Below are 18,286 nucleotides of genomic sequence, written 5' to 3' on the forward strand. Positions count from 1 at the left end.
CCTATCCCGCCGGGCAGGTCGTCGCGGCCTGTCGCAGCACGCCGGTCGACGCCTGGTCCACCGGCAGCGAGTAAGCGCGTAGCACCGCGATGAACTGCATCGCGTACTGGCAGGCGAACGCCGCATTCGGCGGCATCCATTGCGCCGGTGGCGAATCGCCCTTGTCCTGATTGGCCTGTCCGTCGACGGCCAGTAGGTTGGCCGGATCGTTGGCGAAGCGCAGGCGCTCGGGAGCGGGCCAGCCGTACGCACCCATGTCCCAGGCGTAGGCCAGCGGCACGATGTGGTCGATCTGCACGGATTCGCCGACCTTGGGACCGCGCTGGAAGGCGATGGTCTTGTTGGTGTACGGGTCGTGCAGCGTGCCGGTGGCCACCGCGTCCGGACACCGCTTCACCGACACGTAGGTCTTGTCGACGAGATCGCGGTTGAGGATGTCGTCGCGGGTGTCGCATCCGTTGTGCCCCAGCGGCGCGTCGTTGTCGTCGTCCCAGGCGTCGCCGAACGCCGAGCGCAGGTAGTCGTAGCGGTGCTGGCGCAGCGGCACGACGGCGACGCCGGCGAGCACATCGGTGCCGGGCTGCACCGTCGGAACGTCGGCGCGCGCGGCGTATTCGGCGGCGTGCCGGGCGGTTGAGGACCCGACTGTCTGGTAGGCCACCAGCAACGCCAGCGCCGCCGTGGCGGCCAGCCACAGCAGTACTTTGCGGTTCAACTGCGCCGCTCCTCCCCATCGCGACGCTCTGCATCGTCGCCGGCGGTCAAGACTTGTCCAGGTATTCGATGCGGTCGGTGTCGGTGAATCGCGCCGCCAGCAGCCCCAATCCGGGATTGGACCGGTCCTCGGCGTAGGCCCGCACACAGAAGTCCCGGGCGGCCTCGATGAACTCCAGATGGTCCGCCAGGGACAGCAGCCGCAGCGTGATCGCCTTGCCAGACTGGTTGCGGCCCAACACATCTCCCTCCCGACGCTCCTTGAGGTCGAGATCGGCCAGGGCGAAGCCGTCCAGGGTCTCGGCCACCGCGCGCAGCCGCCGCCCGGCCTGCGAGTCCGGCGCCGACCAGCTGGCGAACAGGCACAGGCTGGGATGCTGGCCGCGCCCGATCCGGCCGCGCAGCTGATGCAACTGACTGATCCCGAACCGGTCGGCGTCCATCACCAGCATCACCGTGGCGTTGGGGACGTCGACGCCCACCTCGATGACGGTGGTGCACACCAGCACATCGACCTCGCCGGCCCGAAAGGCCGCCATGGCGGCGTCCTTCTCCTCGGCGGACAGCCGCCCATGCATCAGGCCCAACCGCAGGTTCGCCAGCTCGCCGGAGCGCAGCCGCGCGTAGAGACCCTCGGCGGTCTCCGGCGCCTTGGCGTTCTGCTCGTCACCGGGGTCGTCGCTCTCGTCGATGCGCGGCGCCACCACGTAGGCCTGGCGGCCGGCGGCGACCTCCTCGGTGATGCGCTGCCAGGCCCGGCCGAGCCACGCGGGCTTGTCCTTGACGAAGATCACGTTGCTGGTGATCGGCTGGCGGCCGCGCGGAAGTTCGCGCAGCGTCGAGGTTTCCAGGTCCCCGTACACGGTGAGCGCGACGGTGCGCGGTATGGGCGTGGCGGTCATCACCAGCAGGTGCGGTGTGACACCGGGACGGGCCTTGGCGCGCAACTGATCTCGCTGCTCGACACCGAAGCGGTGTTGCTCGTCGACCACCACCATGCCCAGGTTGTCGAATTCCACCGCGTCCTGCAGCAGGGCGTGGGTACCCACGACGATGCCGACCTCACCACCGGCGATCTCGGCGCGGATCTGCTTTTTCTGCGCCGCGGTCATCGACCCGCTCAGCAGCGCCAGCCGGGTGCCGTTATCGGCGCCACCCAACTGCCCCGCCATCGCCAATGGACCAAGCACGTCTCGTATCGACCGAAGATGTTGCGCGGCAAGCACTTCGGTCGGCGCCAGCAGCGCGCACTGATATCCCGCGTCGACCATCTGCAGCATCGCGAGCACCGACACGATCGTCTTGCCCGAACCCACCTCGCCCTGCAGCAGTCGATTCAACGGCCGGCTCGCCGCGAGCCCCTCGGACAGCACGCCGAGCACCTCGCGCTGTCCCGCGGTCAACTCGAACGGCAAGCGCCCCAACAGTTCTGCGGCCAAGCCGTCCGGACGCGGCGGCGCCGGCGGGCCCGACTCCGACAGCTCACCGTGGCGGCGGGCCACCAGCGCCCACTGCAGACCGACGGCTTCGTCGAAGGTCAGCCGCTCGCGCGCCCGCTGGCGCCGCTGCTCGCTCTCGGCGAGGTGGATGTCGCGCAATGCCTGGTCCTCGGAGACCAAGCCGAATTTCGCGCGCAGGTCCTCGGGGAGCGGATCCGGCACCGGGTCGAGCACGTCGAGCACTTGGCGCACGGTGGAGAAGATGGTCCAGCTCTGCAGCTTGGCGCTGGCCGCATAGATCGGGAAGAAGTGGCGTTGGTAAGCGTCCGCGATGTCTTCGCCGGTGGTGGCGTGCGAGGCGTTGGCGATGCTCTTGAGGGACACGGTGCCGCGGTTCTTCCCGTCCGGCGCGTCGAGGAGCAGAAACGCGGGGTGAGTGAGCTGCATGACGTTCCTGAAGAACCCGACCTCGCCGGAGAGCATCACCTTGGTGCCCGTGGTGAGGTCCTTTTTGATGTAGTTCGCGTTGAAGAACGTGGCGGTCACCCTGCTGCGCCCGGAGCCGAGGGTGATGCGGTGACACATTTTCTTCGGGTTCTTCTTCATCGGAAACGTCTCGGTGTCGGTGATCGTGTCGATGATGGTGACGTGTTCACCGGCCGGCGGCCGTTCGTCGTCGGCGTCCCACCGGCTGGCGCCCTCGGTGTAGCTGCGGGGGTAGTGGCGCAACAGGTCGTCGACGGTCCGGATGCCGAACACCTCGTCAAGGAGCCCCACGACCTTCCCGCCGACGGCGTAGTCCAGCCGGTCGCGCAACGACACCATCGCTACTCGACCCCGATCAGGAGCGCGTCACCGTGATGGCCGGTGCGGTAGGTGACCAGTTCGGTCCCCGGGTGGTGGTCGTGCATGTGTTCTTCCAGGATGTCGCCGACCGCGCCCGCGTCGCCGTCGGTGTCGATGCCGGCGCCCAGCAGCACCGTCACCAGGTCGCCGCCGGAGGCCAGCAACAGATCGAGCAGGCCGATCGCCGCGCCGACCGCGTCGGCCGCCACGATCAGCACCTCGTCGCCCGCGATGCCCAGGCCGTCGCCGGGGCGACAGCGCCCCGCCCAGGTCAGCGCGCTCTCGGTCGCGATGCGCACCGAGCCGTGCCGCGCGGCACCGGCGGCGCGGGCCATGGTGTAGCCGTCGTCCACCGCCTGCCGGTCGGTTTCGTGCACGGCCAGGGCCGCCAGCCCCTGCACCATCGACCCCGTCGGGATCGGCACGACGTCGATCCCCCAGCCGATGGCCGCGGTGCACCCGGCCACCAATTCCTCGGCCGCCACGTAGCCGTTGGGCAACACCATCACCTGCGCGGCACCGGTGTCCACGATGGCCCGCATCAGTTGGTGCGCGCTGATATTGGTGACGGAATCGTGCCCGGCCGGGCCGCGTTGCAGCACGCTGGCGCCCTCCCCGGCGAACAGCTCGGCCGCGCCGTCACCGTCGACCACCGCCAGCACCGCGCGCTCCCGCGTCCAGCCGCCGGCGGGCAGCCCCGGGGCGCCCGAGCTCAACGCCGAGATGACGATGCGGCTGAGCCGCCCGGCCGCCAGGCCCGCTTCGACGGCGGCGCCGGCGTCGTCGGTGTGAACGTGGACCGAGTAGGTGCGCTGCGACGACGGCGCCGACGCGATGCCCACCGAATCACCCAACTCCCCCAACCGATCTCGCAGCCTGTCCGCCGCCGCGGGCTCGCAGCCGTCCAGCCGGTACATCACCTCGAAGTGGGGCGCCGGGCGCTGCGCGGGCGCCTCCGGCTGCAGCGCCCGCGGGGACAGCTCGTACACCGTACGGGCCGGGGCCTGCCCGGTGATGGTGCAGCGCAGCGCGTCCAGCAGGACCAGCAGACCGCGCCCGCCGGCGTCCACGGCGCCGGCGTCGGCGAGCACGTCGAGCTGTTCGGGGGTCTTCTCCAGCGCGACCACCGCCGCGTCACCGGCCGCGATGACCGCCGCCACCAGCCCATCGCCGGCCTTGGCGCACTGCGCGACGGCGGCGGCGGCCGCCCGCAGCACCGAGACGATGGTCCCGGGGATCTCCTCCCCGCCCATCGAGCTGATGACCAGCTCCACGCCGCGCTGCAGCGCCGCACCGAGAATGGCGGCGTCGATGTGGGGCAGTTCGCCGCCCGCGTCGGCCGCCGCGGTCGCGGTGACGTCGGCGACGCCCCGCAGGATCTGCGACAGGATCACGCCGGAATTGCCGCGGGCGCCGTTCAGCGCCCCGGCCGACAGGGCCGCCGCGGCCCGGGCCACGCAGCCCGAGCCGCCCTCGGCGCCCGCGTTGGCCTCGGCCAGGGCGGACCGCATGGTGAACAGCATGTTGGCCCCGGTGTCGGAGTCGGCGACGGGGAAGACGTTGAGCCGGTTGATCTCGTCGATGTGCGTGATCAGGTCGCTGACGGCGGTGTGCGCCCAGTCGCGCAGGGTGATCGCGTCCAGGAGACGTTCCTGCGACGTATCAGCAGTGCCCAGTCTGACCCACCTCCTCCGCACCAGTCCTCCGGTGGGCGCCAGCGTAGCCCGGCGTCGGAGCCGTTGCGCTCAGTTGCTCCGCGCCGTTGAGGAAGATCGGGCGGCCAGCATCAGACCCCCCGGGGGCGAGGTCATCACCGACGCCGTTGACCCCGGCAAGAATAAACCGTGGTCGCGCTTAATAACCCTGCCGGATACCGGGATTGGCCTGCCCCACGAGCATGCGCTGATTGCTGCCATCGCGGTTCACCCCGTAGCGGCTCATCTGGTAGTTCATCGACGCGCACGCGGTGGCCACCGGATCCCATGCCGAATTCGAAGTTCCCGCCTGGTGGAACATCGCGAACGTATCCGGCATCACCTGCCACGGACCCCGGGTTGCATGCAGCGGGCCGCCGTCGGGCTGGGGCGGTCCGTAGGCGTTGCTGTCCGAGAGGTTGATCGCGCCCGAGTGGAACTGCGCCTCATGATCGGCGATGGTCATCATGCCGTCGATCCAGCGGCCACGGGCCGGCGGCTCGGTAATGCCGATCCTGTCGAGCGCCTCCTCGAGGTAGCCGCGGATCGCCTCCGGTCCCTCCGGCCACGTGCCCCGGCCCTCGAAACCCACCTCCGACAGCTGGATCGGGCCCCGCGCGGCGGCCGCCGGCGGCACCGGAGCGAGAAGGGCGGGAGGCTGCCACCAGGAGGGCGCGGCACCGGCCGGGCCGGGCCACGACGCCTTCGGGCCCAGCCCGTCCTGGACCGTCGAGCTGACGCCGGCGGTGCTGCCGATGGCGAGGCTGCCGAGCGCCGTCACCACCACATACGCCGCCGCGACCCGGCGGACCCGCGAGACCAGCCGTCGTATCGCCGCCGGAACGCCCCGCCGATCGCCGGCGCGGGCGCAACCTCCGGTGTCTTCTGCGCGCGCAACCACCCCGCGCACTCCCCTCAAGCCTGCCGATGTTTGCTCCCCAGCCTCATCCGCAACTCCGCGCAGGCCGGCGCCGCCAGGAAAGGCCTTCAGCCGGCCCGGCGCACCGTCGCGTGCCCACAGGCAGCGACCGCGCCGACCATCGGCGGCGCTGTCATCCTAACGACCGGGCGTCCGAGGAGCCCGGATTTGCCCTGGTACTGTGATCGACTCGATGCTGACGGCTTCGGGGGGCGCGGCGCACACACCTGGGTGCGGCGTGACCCGGAGCTTGGCCGTTGACGTTTTGGTGGTTGCCAGCCCAGTCGGTATCCTGGTTGGGCCCGGGTGGACCCGGGCTGTCCCGGCCAGATTGCCGGACCCCCGAGATTTGAGGAGCTTGAACAATGGCCGCTGTGTGCGACATCTGCGGGAAAGGCCCCGGCTTCGGTAAGTCGGTGTCGCACTCCCACCGCCGCACCAGCCGCCGGTGGGACCCCAACGTTCAGACCGTGCACGTCGTCACCCGTCCGGGCGGCAACAAGCAGCGGCTGAACGTCTGCACGTCCTGCATCAAGGCCGGCAACGTCGTTCGCGGCTAAGTGGCGATCGCAAGCGCGGCGTAGCCGACGCCGGGGGCACCTCCCGCTTGCGGGGGACGGGTCGCGACCATCGGCTAGACGCCGCAGCTACATGACGACGTGGCCGGCATCCACCGGGATCGACACGCCCGTCACATAGCGGGCTTTCGGGCCGGCCAGCCACAACACCGCTTCGGTAACATCCTGCGCTTCGACGAGCGGCACGTCCGGCAGCAGCATCTGCGAGACCGCCGGGTTCGGGTTCTCCAGCATCCGGTTGACGACGAAATCGTTGAGGATCATCGGCGTCATGACACCGGCCGGGTGGATCGAGTTGACCCGAATCTTGTGCGGCGCATAGGCATTCGCGGCCGAACGCATCAACCCGACCACGCCGTGTTTGGACGCGGCGTAGGCGAACATCGCGGCGCTGCCATCACCGCCGCGGCCGGTCAAACCCTGCGACGAGCTGATCATCACGATCGAGCCGCCGCGGCCCTTGCGGATGATCGACGGCACCGTCGCGAGCAGCGTGTGCCAGACCCCCTTGAGGTTCGTGTCCACGATCGAGTTGAACACCGGCTCGGAATGGACCTCGGTCTCCCCGATCGCGACCACTCCCGCGTTGGCGATGACGATGTCCACCTCACCGATCGCGTCGATCGCACCCTGCACCCCGGCCTCCAGCTGCGCCAGGTCGCGTACGTCGGCGACCACGGGCAGGGCCTTGCGACCCGCGGCTTCGACCAGGCGTACGGTCTCGGCGAGATCGGATTCGGTCCCCAGGGCGTAGGGAATCGCCTCGAGATCGGCGCAGATGTCGACGGCGATGACGTCGGCCCCCTGCTCGGCCAGCGCCACGGCGTGGCTGCGGCCCTGTCCGCGCGCGGCGCCGGTGATGACGGCGACCGTGTTGTCGAATTCGCCCATGACTACACCTCCAGTCTCGTGCCGGTCTCGCGTTCGGCGAAGTCCACCAGCCGCGCGGCCGTGTCGTAGTCGCAGGCCAGGGGCGTGCGGCCGATCAGCACCGGGCCGCCGCGCAGCCCGAACCTGCCGCTGACCCCCACGTAGCTGCCCGGCGGAATCGGCTCGCTGATGCAGTACAGCGTGGGCGCCGCGCCCTCGTCGATGTCGTTGGCCAACCGGTCGGCCACCACCTTGACCCCTTTGTGGGCCACCGCCTTTAGCGGCGAGTCCCCGAGGTTCGACAGGTTCGAGGCCACCCAGCCCGGGTGGGTGAGCTGCGCGACGATCGGCGATCCCGCCGCGCGCAGCCTGCGGTCCAGCTCCAGCCCCCACAGCATGACCGCGAGCTTCGACTGCGCGTAGGCGCCCAGCCTCGTCCACTTGTGCTGGCGCAGGTGCGGGTCGTCGAGCCGCAGCGTCGCCGACCGGTGCGCATCGGAGCCCACGTTGATGATCTGCGAACGCACCCTTTGCAGGAGCAGATTGGTCAGGGCGAACGGTCCGAGCAGGTTGGTGCCCAGCGTCATCTCGAAGCCGTCGGCCGTCTCGGTGCGCCGGTCCGTCAGGGCCCCGGCGTTGTTGATCAGGATGTCCACCGGTTCATCGATGAGGTCCGCGAAGGCGCGCACCGACGACAGGTCGGCGAGGTCGAGCTTGATGACGGCGGTCGAACCGCCCATTTGGGCGGCGCGCTGCTCGCCGAGTTCGGTGTTGCGCACCGCCAGGATCACGTGCGCCCCGGCTTTGGCGAGCGCACGCGCGGTGCCGAGCCCGACGCCGTTGGTCGCCCCGGTCACGATCACGCGTTTGCCGGTGAGGTTGCCGAGCCGGCTCGGCGTCCACGGTAAGGTCACGGCGATCCAGAGTAATGGTCGGTTCTATGTAAGTTGGACCGGTTCTGCCAACATTGTTGCGGAACGGTGCGGAAGACTCCCGAGGCGGTTCGACATGACTGGCAGCGCCACCGAGATCACCAACCTCATCTACACCTATGCGCAGCTTCTCGACGGCGGTGACCTGGACGGGGTGGCCCGGCTCTTCGAGCACGGCCGCATCTGCGGGGTCGAGGACGGGCCGCCGGAGACGGTGTTCGCCGGCTCGGCCCGGGTGCGCGAGATGTACGAGATGGCCACGCGCATCTACGACGACGGCACCCCGAAGACCAAACACAACACCACCAACGTGCAGCTCTACATCGACGAGGCGGCCGGGACCGCGCAGAGCACGTCCTATTACTGCGTCACGCAGGCCACCGACGACCTCCCCCTGCAGGTCATCGTGACGGGGCACTACAAGGACACCTTTCACCGGGTGGACGGGGCCTGGTGCTTTGACAGCCGCACCATGTTCGTCGACCAGGTCGGCGACGTCAGCCAGCACCTGAAGTTCTGACCCGTGCCTTCGGCGAGCGCGTTCTTCGACCCGGCCGCCGTCATGGCCGACGCGCAACGCAAGGAAGCGCTGACCGACTGGGGCCCGGGCGAATTCGAGGGCCCGCTGCGGGTGCTGCTGGCCGACTACGCGCGCGCCGACCTCAACGACATCGGCGTGCACATCCTGCGCTCGGGCATCGTGCACAGCCTGCGGATGCGGCTGCGCGCGCAGGAGTGGATCCGGCGCCACCCGGAGATCCTCGACGAGCGGGTGGCCGCGCCGATCGTCGTCGTGGGGATGATGCGCAGTGGCACCACGCTGCTGCAGCGGCTGCTGGCCGCCGACCCGCGCTTCGTCTGCGCTTATGGATGGGAGGTCGTCGAGGTCGCGCCGCGGCTGAACCATCGGTTCACCGACGCGCCCGATCCGCGCATCGCGATCAGCGAGGTCCGCGAAGCGAAATCCCGCGAACTGGCGCCGGAATTGTTCTCGATTCACCCGATGTACGCCAGGCAGGCCGAAGAGGAGATCGTCTTCCTGGCCGACGCGTTCTTGTCGCACGTTCCCGAGTCCGGGGCACACCTGCCGCGGTACCGGTCCTGGCTCAACGACCAGGACTTCTCCCCCGCCTACGGGTATCTGCACCGGATGCTGCAGTTCCTGCAGTGGCAGAAACGACAGTGCGGCATCACCGGACAGCGCTGGGTGCTCAAATCGCCTGCGCACCTTGGGTATTTGAACCTGCTGCGCGCCCAGTTTCCCGGCCTGCACATCGTGCACATGCATCGCGACCCGCGCACCACCATCGCGTCGGGCGCCAGCCTGAACGCGACCCTGCACGCGATGCACGCCGACACCGTCGACGTGCATCGGGTCGGCGCGCAGTGGCTGGAGCGGATGGGCTGGACCAACGACCGGGCGATGGCGATCCGCGGCGGCTGGACCGATCAGGATGCCGTGGTCACCGACATCGGGTTCGATGAGGCGGTGGCCGACCCGATCGGTCAGGTGGCCCGGGTGTACCACGCCATCGGCCTGCCGCTGACCGTGCAGGCCGAGGACGCGATGCGGCGCTGGCTGGCCCACCGTCCCCACGAGGTGCCGCGGCCGCCCTACGGGCTGGACAACTACGGCCTGCGTCCCGAGCACGTCGACGAACGATTCACGTTGTACAACAAGCGTTTCGGACAGCACATCGGAGGAACAGCACATGCCTGACGACCCGGTCGCGACGGCGTCGCAGCACGAGCAGGAGCTGGCGGCCCTCGACCTGATCGAGCACCCTACCGTCAAGGCCGCCTACCGCACGGTCGCCGAGACCTGGCTCGGTCGCGCCAAGGCGTCCGACGCGATGCGCGAACGGTTCGACGACGCGTTCGCCGAGGTGATGTTCTCCGCGGCGGTGTGGTCGTCCAACCAGGACAAGCTGCGACCGAAGGTCAGCTGCATCACCCGGCTCGCGCATCCGGTGGACGGCCGCCGCATTCCCGGATCGCGGTGGGGCATCGACAATCCCGACAGCATCTACCGGGTGATCCCGATCTCGGGCGACGAACGCTACGAGATCCGCGGCCGCGTCGGCGAGCACCGCATGACCGAGAACTACTTCACGCTGTGGGACGCGCACATGGGCACCGTCGCCGTGCTGAACGGCCGCACCATGCAGGTCGACTCCGACGGCAGCTACACCATCACCGTCGACTCCGACCCGGCCGGCGGCCGGCCCAACCACGTGCAGACCTCGCCGCAAGCCCACGAGTTCTACATCCGCGACGTGCTGCTGGACTGGGGTCTCGACGACCCGAATCACATTGAGGTGCAACGCCTCGGCGGTCCTCCGGCCACGCCGGCGCGCACGCTCGACGAACAGGCGGAGGCCACCGCGACGATGATGGCTTACTTCGCCGACTTCACCGGCAAGCTCAGCCACGGTGTGTACAAGATGCCCGCCAACCACTTCAACCTGGCGTGGTCGGCGGACAAGGTCGGTGCGATGCGCAACCAGGTCTACGTGATGGGCCGGTTCGACCTCGCCCCCGACGAGGCGTTCGTCGTCGACCTGAACGACGGTGGGGCCGAATACTTCACGGTGCCGCTGAGCAACATCTGGGGCACCACCCTGAATCTCGTCGACCGCACCGGCAGCCTCAACAAGGCGCAGTCGGTGGCCAACGAGGACGGCAGCTACACCTATGTGATCTCGCCCGTCGACCCCGGCGTGGCGAACTGGATCGACTCCGACGGTCTGCGGGAGGCCATTTTGACGTTGCGGATGGCGGAGTTCGGTGCGGCCGGTCCGCGCGAAGACCTCGGGGCACGCGGCCGGGTGGTCAAGCTGGACCGGCTCGACGCCGAGGTGCCGCACTTGCCGCGGGTGAGTGAACAGCAGCGCGCGGCGGAGCTGGCGCAGCGGCGCGCGGCCTATCTGCGGCGCCTGCCGGAAGGGACGATCTGACCATGTCGCGCTGGCTGATCACGGGATGCTCCACGGGTTTCGGCCGCGAAATCGCGCGCGCCGCACTGCAAGCCGGACACAGCGTGGTGGTGACCGCGCGGCGGGCCGAGGCGGTGCGCGACATCGCCGACGAATTCGGCGATCGGGCCGTGGCCGTCGCGCTCGACGTGACCGACGCCGCCCAGATCGCGGCGGCGGTGTCGGCGGCGGACGAGGCGTTCGGCGGCATCGACGTCCTGGTCAACAACGCCGGCCACGGCTACCTGTCCTCGGTGGAAGAGGGTGAGGACGCCGAGGTCCGAAAGCTGTTCGACGTGAACTACTTCGGGGCGGTCGACATGATCAAGGCGGTGCTGCCGGCCATGCGCGCCCGCGGATCGGGGCACATCATCAACATCTCCTCGATGACCGGGCTGGTGGCCAACCCGCCCAACGCCTACTACTCCTCGACCAAATTCGCGCTGGAGGCGGTCACCGAGGCGCTGGCCGCCGAGGTGCGCCCGCTGGGCATCAAGGTGACCGCGATCGAGCCCGGCGCGTTTCGCACCGACTGGGCCACGCGGTCGATGAAGGAGTCCGGCAGCCCGATCGCCGACTACGCCGACGTGGCCGCGCGCAAGGACCTGATCAAGCAGTTCGCCGATCACCTGCCCGGCGACCCGCGCAAGGTCGCCGAAGCGGTGCTGATGGTGACCACGCTCGACGAGCCGCCGCTGCGACTGCTGCTCGGTCGTGACGTGCTGAAAGCCATGCGGGACAAGCTCGCCGCGCTGTCGGCGTCGATCGAAGAATGGAAGGCCGTCACGAAAAACGTGAATTTCGCGGATTCGTGACGCCACTCAGTCCCGCACGATGAGGACCGTCTTGCCCGCCCGCCTGCCGTGGTCGCGGCTTTCGAACGCCTCCCGGCCCTCGTCGAGTGCGAACGTCGCGGCGATAGCGACGTGCAACCGGTCGCTGTCGACCAGCGCGGCAAGTTCGTCGAGCTGATCTCGATTCGGTGTGACGATGAAAAAGGTTGCGGTGACGCCGAATTCCTCGGCCCGACCCTCCGGAGGCGGTGCGGACAGCGTGACCAGCCGGCCGCCGCGGCGCAGCACCCCGAACGACCGCTCCAACGTCGGCCCGCCGACCGTGTCGATGACGACGTCGTAGCCGGCACCGGTTTCGTCGAATGCCTCGGTGCGCACGTCGATCACCCGCTGCGCGCCACACCCGCGCAGCAGGTTGGCGGTGTCGCTGCGCACGGTCGCGGTCACCCGCGCGCCCAGCATCGCGGCGAGCTGCACCGTCAGTAGGCCCACGCCCCCGGCACCGCCGTGCACGAGCACGCTCTCTCCCGGCTGCACGGCGGCGTGGTCGACCAGTGCCTGCAGGGCGGTCAGCCCGGCCAGCGGCAGCGCGGCGGCGACGGTGTGCGACACCGTCGCCGGCTTGCTCGCCAGGTCGGCGGCGGGCACGGCGACAAAATCGGCCGCCGCGCCGTCACGGTCGAACCGGATCAACCCATACACCTCGGCGCCCGGCGCGAAATCCGACACGTCGGCGGCGACCGCTTCGACCACACCCGACACCTCGTGGGAGGGGATCACCGGCACGCGGCTGACGCCATCGCGGGTCCAGGTCTCGTCCCAGGTCAGCTCGTCGAAGGTGATCCCGGCCGCGTGTACCGCCACCAGCACTTCCCCGGGGGCCAACACCGGTCGCGGGGCCCGTTCGAGCACCAACTGCTCCGGGCCGCCCCGCCGGTGCGCCCGCAGCGCCGTCATCTCGGTCATGGCAGCCGCCAATCGATCGCGTCGGCACCCATCCCGGTCAGCAGCTCGTTGGCGCGGCTGAACGGGCGCGAACCGAAGAACCCGCGCGACGCCGACAGCGGGGACGGATGCGGCGACTCGATGGCCACGCAATTTCCTTGCGCGAGAATCGGTTTGAGGGTCGACGCGTCACGGCCCCATAGGATCGCCACCAGGGGCCGCGACCGCTCGGTCAGCGCCCGGATGGCGCATTCGGTCACCGCCTCCCAGCCCTTGCCGCGATGCGATGCCGGGTTGCTGGGGCGCACCGTGAGCACCCTGTTCAGCAGCAGCACGCCGCGCTGCGCCCACGGCGTCAGGTCGCCGCAGGAGGGCGGCGGATGGCCGAGGTCCGCGGTGTACTCCTGAAAGATGTTGGCCAGGCTGCGGGGCAGCGGTCGTACCTCGGGTGCCACCGAAAAGCTCAGGCCCACAGCATGTCCGGGCGTCGGGTAGGGGTCCTGCCCGACAATCAGCACCCTGACGTCGTCGAAGGGATAGGTGAAGGCGCGCAACACATTCGGCCCGGCCGGCAGATATCTGCGCCCGGCCGCAATCTCTGCCCGCAGGAACTGCCCCATCTCAGCCACCTGGTCGGCCACCGGCTGCAGCGCACTCGCCCAACCCGGCTCGACCAGCTCCCCCAACGTACGCGCGGTCATCACCGGTTGCCCGCGATCGCGTAAACGGTCACCGCGTCACCCTAATACGATTGCCAGCCGGCGTGGCCGCTCCACTCTTGATCGTCGACGAGCACCCGCGCCGGCCCGTCGAGAACCCGCCCGATGATGCGCCAGCCGGCCGGCGCGGGACCGGCGAAACACGCCACCAGGGCATGGTCCTCGCCGCCGCCGAGCACCCACTGCCACGGATCGGAGTCCGCGGCCGCGGCGGCGGCGCCGAGCGCGTCGCGGTCGGCGGCCAGCGCCGCCGTGGACAGATCCATGCCCACCCCCGACGCCTCGGCCACATGACGCAGGTCGGCGATCAGGCCGTCGGAGACGTCGATCATCGCGAGCGCACCCCCGGCCGCCGCCGCCGCTCCCTGTCCATAGGGTGGCTCCGGCACCAGATGCCGGCGCCGCAGCTCGTCGAAGTCGGCAATCCCGTTGCGCCACAAAGCCAATCCCGCAGCCGAGCGGCCCAAGTCACCTGCGACGGCGATCAGCGCACCGGGCTGCGCGCCCGATCGCCGCACCGGTGCGCGCCCGTCCAGGTCGCCCAGCACCGTCACCGAGATGACCCACTGCGGGCAGTGCACCAGGTCACCGCCGGCGATGCCGGCGCCGACCCGTTGCGCCTCGTCCCACATCCCGTCGACCAGCGCGTCCACCCGCGCCGCCGGTGTGTCACCGGGCGCCCCGAAGGCGACCACGAAGGCGGTCGGCCGCCCGCCCATCGCCTCGATGTCCGCGGCGTTCTGGGCGATCGCCTTGCGACCGATGTCGTGCGGCGTCGACCAGTCCAGCCGGAAGTGCCGATCCTGCACCAGCATGTCGGTCGACACCAGGCAGCTCCCAGCACCGGACGACACCAGCGCCGCGTCGTCTCCGGGCCCGAGCACGACCGCGGCGGGCTGCCGGCGACCCCGCACCAGGCGATCGATCACGGCGAACTCACCGAGTTGTCGCAGCGACGGGGACTCGCCCGGTTCGTCTTGCACGCCACCCACGATAGGGCTCCCGCCGTCGCTCGGACCGGCCGAGAATAAATTGGCGTGGACGTCGACGACGGCGATAGTGGTGAGCAGACAAGGAGGTGCGCGGCGGTGGCAACCCAACCGGACGCCGATGGCGGGCCGCCGCGTGCGCTGATCATCGCCGCGATCGTGCTGGCCGTCGCCACGATCGGGGTGATCCTGGCCATCGCGGCGACCCGGGAGGCGCCCCCGCGTGCGGTCGCCGTGCCCGCGGTCCCGGCGCCGCAGGCCGGCGGGTCCGGCTGCCGTGCGCTGATGGGTTCCCTGCCGCAGCGCCTCGGCGATTACCAGCGCGCGCCCCTCGAGCAGCCCGGCCCGCAGGGCGCCGCCGCCTGGCGCGCGGCGCCGGACAGCGACCCGGTGGTGCTGCGCTGCGGGCTGGACCGCCCGGCCGAATTCGTGCTCGGCGCCCCCATCCAGGTGGTCGACCGGGTGCAGTGGTTCCAGGTAAGTTCCGAACCGCAATCCGCCGGTGACGCGGGCAGGTCCACCTGGTACGCGGTGGATCGCGGGACCTACGTGGCGCTGACCCTGCCGAGCGGGTCGGGCCCGACGCCGATCCAGCGGATTTCTGAGGTCATCGATCGCAGCATGCCGGTCGCGCCCATCGACCCCGGGCAGCCCCGCTAACCGACCGTGGCGACCCCGGCGCCCGGCTACACCGCGCTTGCGATCGCCACACGCCCGATGGTGGCGACCCGCGGCGCCCGGCTACACCGCGCTTGCGATCGCCACTAACGCAGGCCGACGCCGCGGGCCAACGCGGTCTCGACCATCGTGGCCAACAGGGTCGCGTAATCCACGCCGCTGGCCGCCCACATCCTCGGGTACATCGAGATCGTGGTGAATCCCGGCATGGTGTTGATCTCGTTGAGGACGGGGCCGTCCTCGGTGAGGAAGAAGTCCACCCGGGCCAGCCCCTGACAGTCGATGGCCTTGAACGCCCGGACCGCCAATTGCCGTATGGCGTCGGCGGTTTCGTCGTCCACCTTGGCGGGCACGTCCAATTCGGCAGCGTCGTCAAGGTATTTGGTGGAAAAGTCGTAGAACGAATCCTCGCGCCCACGCACCCCGGCCACCCGGATCTCGCCGAGCGTGCTGGCTTCGACTGTGCCGTCGGGCATTTCGAGCACGCCACACTCCAGCTCACGCCCGACGATGGCCGCCTCGACGATGACTTTGGGGTCATGGCGGCGTGCGGTGGCGACGGCGGCGTCCAGCTGATCCCAGCTCGACACCCGGCTGACCCCGATCGAGGAGCCGCCCCGCGCGGGTTTGACGAACACCGGCAGACCCAGCCGCTCGCACTCCTCGGGGCGCAGCCTCGAGCGCGACGGGCGCAGCACCGCGTAGTCACCGACCGGCAGTCCCTCGGCGGCGAACAGCTTCTTGGTGAACTCCTTGTCCATGCCGGCCGCGCTGGCCAGCACGCCGGCCCCCACATAGGGCACCCCGGCGAGTTCCAGCAGGCCCTGAATCGTGCCGTCCTCGCCGTAGGGGCCGTGCAGCACCGGGAAGACCACGTCGACCGCCGTCAAGACCTCGCTGGCGCCGGGCGACAGGGACACCAACTGGCCGCCGCGCTGGGGATCGGCCGGCAACGCCAGTTCGGTGCCCGATTCGGCGGTCACCTCGGGCAGGCGCCGGTCGGTGATCGCCAGCGCGGCCGGGTCGCCGTCGGTCAGCACCCACGAGCCTTCCGGGGTGATGCCGATCGCGACCACCTCGAACCGATTCGGGTCCAGGTTGCGCAGAATGCTGCCCGCCGAGACGCACGAGATGGCGTGCTCGTTGCTGCGCCCCCCGAAGACGACGGCGACGCGCACCCGTGAGCCGGGGTGCGGCGCCGACCGGTCGCTGGCATTCACAATCTGAAGAGGCTACCGGGTGGCGGCCGCCCCGGTAGGGTGGCGGCCCATCGGCCGGCCTGTTATTCGGGCTTGGTGCTGCGGCCCAGGAGCAGGGCGATCGCCTCGTCGACCGACAGTCCCTTGTGGCACACCCGGTGCACGGCGTCGGTCAGCGGCATCTCGACGTCGTAACTGGCGGCCAGCGCCAGCACCGACTCGCAGGACGTCACTCCCTCGACGACGTGCCCGTCGCCGCCGTCGGGCGTGCCGGCCAGCAGCGCCTGGATGGTCGCTCCCCGGCCGAGGCGTTCGCCCAGGGAACGGTTGCGCGACCGCGGCGAGCTGCAGGTGGCCACCAGATCGCCCACCCCGGCCAGCCCGGCCAGCGTCGCGCCCTTGGCGCCCAGCGCGATCCCCAGCCGCATGATCTCGGCGAGGCCGCGGGTGATGATCGCCGCCGTGGTGTTCTCGCCGAGCCCGACTCCGACCGCCATGCCGCAGGCGAGCGCGATGACGTTCTTGCAGGCCCCACCGACCTCGGTGCCCACCACATCGCTGTTGGTGTAGGGCCGGAAGTATCCGCTGTTCAGCATGCGTTGCAGGGCGACCGCCCGGCCCGAATCGCTGCACGCGACGACGGTGGCCGCGGGCTGGGATGCGGCGATCTCGCTGGCCAGGTTCGGCCCCGAGATCACCGCGACCTGAGCCGGGTCGACGCCGGTGACCGAGACGATCACCTGACTCATCCGCATCAAGGTACCCAGCTCGATGCCCTTGGCCAGGCTCACCAGCGTCGCACCCTCACGGATCAGCGGCGCCCAGCGCTCGAGGTTGCCGCGCATGGTCTGCGCCGGCACTCCGAGCAGCACCGTCGACGCGTCGCGCAGGGCCTCGGCGGGGTCGGCCGTGGCGCGGATGCCCGGCGGCAGCAGCGTGCCGGGCAGGTAGTCGGGGTTGTAGCGGGTGGTGTTGATCTGCTCGGCGATCTCGGGTCTGCGGGCCCACAGCGTGACCTGCGTTTCCGGTCCCCCGGCCTCGACCAGCACCTTGGCCAGCGCCGTGCCCCACGCGCCGGCACCCATGACCGCCACGGCACCCGGTGTTGTGCTGGTCATGTACCACCCCCTGTCCGTGGTCGGTGTTGCTCACGCGGCACTTGCAGCCGCTACACCCTAGATCAGCGGCGGACCGGGCGTCACGCGAGCCAGCGTGTCCCGGCGGCGGGGCGTCGCTGGCAGGATGAGAACTCATGAGCGGCATACGAGCCGACGGTTCGGCCAACGGTGCGGGCGATGTCGCCCTGATCATCGCCGTCAAGAGGTTGGCCGCGGCCAAGACCCGGCTGGCCCCGGTCTTCTCGGCGCGCACCCGGGAAAGCGTGGTACTCGCCATGTTGGTGGACACCCTGACCGCCGCCGGGCGGGTCCGCTCGCTGGGCTCGATCACCGTGATCACGCCCGACGACGCGGCGGCCGCCGCGGCCACCGAGCTGGGCGCCGACGTGCTGGCCGACCCCACACCCGAGGGTCACCCCGATCCGCTGAACAACGCCATCGCCACCGCGGAGCGCGCGGTGTCCGGTTCCTTCGCCAATGTCGTTGCGCTGCAAGGGGATTTACCCGCGCTGCAGACTCAGGAGCTGAACGAGGCGATCGCCGCCGCGCGCCAGCACCGGCGCAGCTTCGTCGCCGACCGGCTGGCGACGGGCACCGCCGCGCTGTTCGCGTTCGGAAGCCCGCTCGAGCCGCGTTTCGGCTCCGATTCCTCGGCGCGGCACCGCAGTTCGGGTGCGATCGAGCTGACCGGCGCCTGGCCCGGCCTGCGCTGTGACGTCGACACGCCCACCGACCTCGCCGCCGCCCGTCGCCTCGGGGTGGGGGCGGCGACCGCCCGGGCCATCGCGACGCACTGATTTCGATCACTGTCGTTTGTCTGTCCGACGGGTGAACTCCGTCCCAACGGCGAATGGATGTCCCGCGAGCGCTAGCAGCA

The 18,286-nt window shown here is 70.3% G+C and carries 18 protein-coding genes; 7 read left to right on the forward strand and 11 right to left on the reverse strand.

Going from position 1 to position 18,286, the window contains the following annotated elements; all coding sequences use genetic code 11:
* Position 1 precedes the first annotated feature (1 nt).
* The 4 genes from AC5Y5B_RS10790 to AC5Y5B_RS10805 form a co-directional block, all read right to left on the reverse strand.
* On the reverse strand, positions 2–715 hold the full coding sequence (locus tag AC5Y5B_RS10790; protein ID WP_112634970.1) for an HNH endonuclease family protein: 714 nt from the start codon (positions 713–715) through the stop codon (positions 2–4).
* A 46-nt stretch (positions 716–761) separates the two neighbouring features.
* Positions 762–2,978 (reverse strand): ATP-dependent DNA helicase RecG, encoded by a 2,217-nt coding sequence (recG, locus tag AC5Y5B_RS10795; protein WP_500005325.1) that lies wholly within the window; start codon positions 2,976–2,978, stop codon positions 762–764.
* A 2-nt stretch (positions 2,979–2,980) separates the two neighbouring features.
* Entirely contained in the window at positions 2,981–4,675 is a 1,695-nt protein-coding gene (locus tag AC5Y5B_RS10800) for a DAK2 domain-containing protein (RefSeq protein ID WP_289176366.1), read from the reverse strand.
* 178 nt (positions 4,676–4,853) lie between these two features.
* Entirely contained in the window at positions 4,854–5,516 is a 663-nt protein-coding gene (locus AC5Y5B_RS10805) for a lysozyme family protein (protein ID WP_240631784.1), read from the reverse strand.
* 461 nt (positions 5,517–5,977) lie between these two features.
* On the opposite strand from AC5Y5B_RS10805, the gene rpmB reads away from it, so the two are divergent.
* Positions 5,978–6,172: a 50S ribosomal protein L28 gene (gene rpmB / locus AC5Y5B_RS10810; RefSeq protein ID WP_500005326.1), complete on the forward strand. Its 195-nt coding sequence runs from the start codon at positions 5,978–5,980 to the stop codon at positions 6,170–6,172.
* 87 nt (positions 6,173–6,259) lie between these two features.
* Here the strand turns inward: rpmB and AC5Y5B_RS10815 are convergent, their stop codons facing one another.
* Together AC5Y5B_RS10815 and AC5Y5B_RS10820 are read right to left on the reverse strand one after the other, a co-directional pair.
* Positions 6,260–7,081 carry a mycofactocin-coupled SDR family oxidoreductase gene (locus tag AC5Y5B_RS10815; RefSeq protein WP_112633888.1) on the reverse strand — a complete coding sequence of 274 codons (822 nt, stop codon included), beginning with the start codon at positions 7,079–7,081 and terminating at the stop codon, positions 6,260–6,262.
* 2 nt (positions 7,082–7,083) lie between these two features.
* Entirely contained in the window at positions 7,084–7,974 is an 891-nt protein-coding gene (locus AC5Y5B_RS10820; protein ID WP_112633889.1) for an SDR family NAD(P)-dependent oxidoreductase, read from the reverse strand.
* Between the two features lie 94 nt (positions 7,975–8,068).
* Here AC5Y5B_RS10820 and AC5Y5B_RS10825 point away from each other — a divergent pair, with 94 nt between their 5' ends.
* The 4 genes from AC5Y5B_RS10825 to AC5Y5B_RS10840 are packed head-to-tail and all read left to right on the forward strand — an operon-like array spanning position 8,069 to position 11,782.
* Positions 8,069–8,512: a nuclear transport factor 2 family protein gene (locus tag AC5Y5B_RS10825; RefSeq protein WP_112633890.1), complete on the forward strand. Its 444-nt coding sequence runs from the start codon at positions 8,069–8,071 to the stop codon at positions 8,510–8,512.
* Positions 8,513–8,515: 3 nt separating this feature from the next.
* The gene (locus tag AC5Y5B_RS10830) at positions 8,516–9,712 is read left to right on the forward strand and encodes a sulfotransferase family protein (RefSeq protein ID WP_500005327.1); all 1,197 of its coding nucleotides are present in this window, start codon (positions 8,516–8,518) and stop codon (positions 9,710–9,712) included.
* The gene (locus AC5Y5B_RS10835) at positions 9,705–10,949 is read left to right on the forward strand and encodes a hypothetical protein (protein WP_500005328.1); all 1,245 of its coding nucleotides are present in this window, start codon (positions 9,705–9,707) and stop codon (positions 10,947–10,949) included. Before AC5Y5B_RS10830 ends, AC5Y5B_RS10835 begins: the two co-directional genes overlap by 8 nt.
* A gap of 2 nt (positions 10,950–10,951) precedes the next feature.
* Positions 10,952–11,782, forward strand: coding sequence for an oxidoreductase (locus AC5Y5B_RS10840; RefSeq protein ID WP_500005329.1), 831 nt, complete (start codon positions 10,952–10,954; stop codon positions 11,780–11,782).
* A 6-nt stretch (positions 11,783–11,788) separates the two neighbouring features.
* Here AC5Y5B_RS10840 and AC5Y5B_RS10845 read toward each other — a convergent pair whose 3' ends face one another.
* From AC5Y5B_RS10845 to AC5Y5B_RS10855, 3 genes are read right to left on the reverse strand one after another with little or no spacing between them, the layout of a single operon-like run.
* Positions 11,789–12,718, reverse strand: a complete 930-nt coding sequence (locus AC5Y5B_RS10845) for an NADP-dependent oxidoreductase (protein WP_500005394.1) — start codon at positions 12,716–12,718, stop codon at positions 11,789–11,791.
* A 5-nt stretch (positions 12,719–12,723) separates the two neighbouring features.
* On the reverse strand, positions 12,724–13,407 hold the full coding sequence (locus AC5Y5B_RS10850) for a uracil-DNA glycosylase (protein ID WP_500005330.1): 684 nt from the start codon (positions 13,405–13,407) through the stop codon (positions 12,724–12,726).
* Positions 13,408–13,448: 41 nt separating this feature from the next.
* Positions 13,449–14,417: a thiamine-phosphate kinase gene (locus AC5Y5B_RS10855; protein ID WP_500005331.1), complete on the reverse strand. Its 969-nt coding sequence runs from the start codon at positions 14,415–14,417 to the stop codon at positions 13,449–13,451.
* 96 nt (positions 14,418–14,513) lie between these two features.
* Between AC5Y5B_RS10855 and AC5Y5B_RS10860 the strand changes: the two genes are divergently transcribed.
* Positions 14,514–15,074, forward strand: a complete 561-nt coding sequence (locus AC5Y5B_RS10860) for a DUF3515 domain-containing protein (RefSeq protein ID WP_500005332.1) — start codon at positions 14,514–14,516, stop codon at positions 15,072–15,074.
* Between the two features lie 104 nt (positions 15,075–15,178).
* Here AC5Y5B_RS10860 and AC5Y5B_RS10865 read toward each other — a convergent pair whose 3' ends face one another.
* Both AC5Y5B_RS10865 and AC5Y5B_RS10870 read right to left on the reverse strand, forming a co-directional pair.
* Complete coding sequence (locus tag AC5Y5B_RS10865) at positions 15,179–16,312, reverse strand: D-alanine--D-alanine ligase family protein (protein WP_500005333.1); 1,134 nt, start codon at positions 16,310–16,312, stop codon at positions 15,179–15,181.
* Positions 16,313–16,374: 62 nt separating this feature from the next.
* The gene (locus AC5Y5B_RS10870) at positions 16,375–17,409 is read right to left on the reverse strand and encodes an NAD(P)H-dependent glycerol-3-phosphate dehydrogenase (protein ID WP_500005334.1); all 1,035 of its coding nucleotides are present in this window, start codon (positions 17,407–17,409) and stop codon (positions 16,375–16,377) included.
* 134 nt (positions 17,410–17,543) lie between these two features.
* Here AC5Y5B_RS10870 and cofC point away from each other — a divergent pair, with 134 nt between their 5' ends.
* On the forward strand, positions 17,544–18,206 hold the full coding sequence (gene cofC / locus AC5Y5B_RS10875) for a 2-phospho-L-lactate guanylyltransferase (RefSeq protein ID WP_112633899.1): 663 nt from the start codon (positions 17,544–17,546) through the stop codon (positions 18,204–18,206).
* The last annotated feature ends 80 nt before the right edge of the window (positions 18,207–18,286 follow it).

The organism is Mycobacterium sp. NGS33 (genome assembly GCF_059812885.1).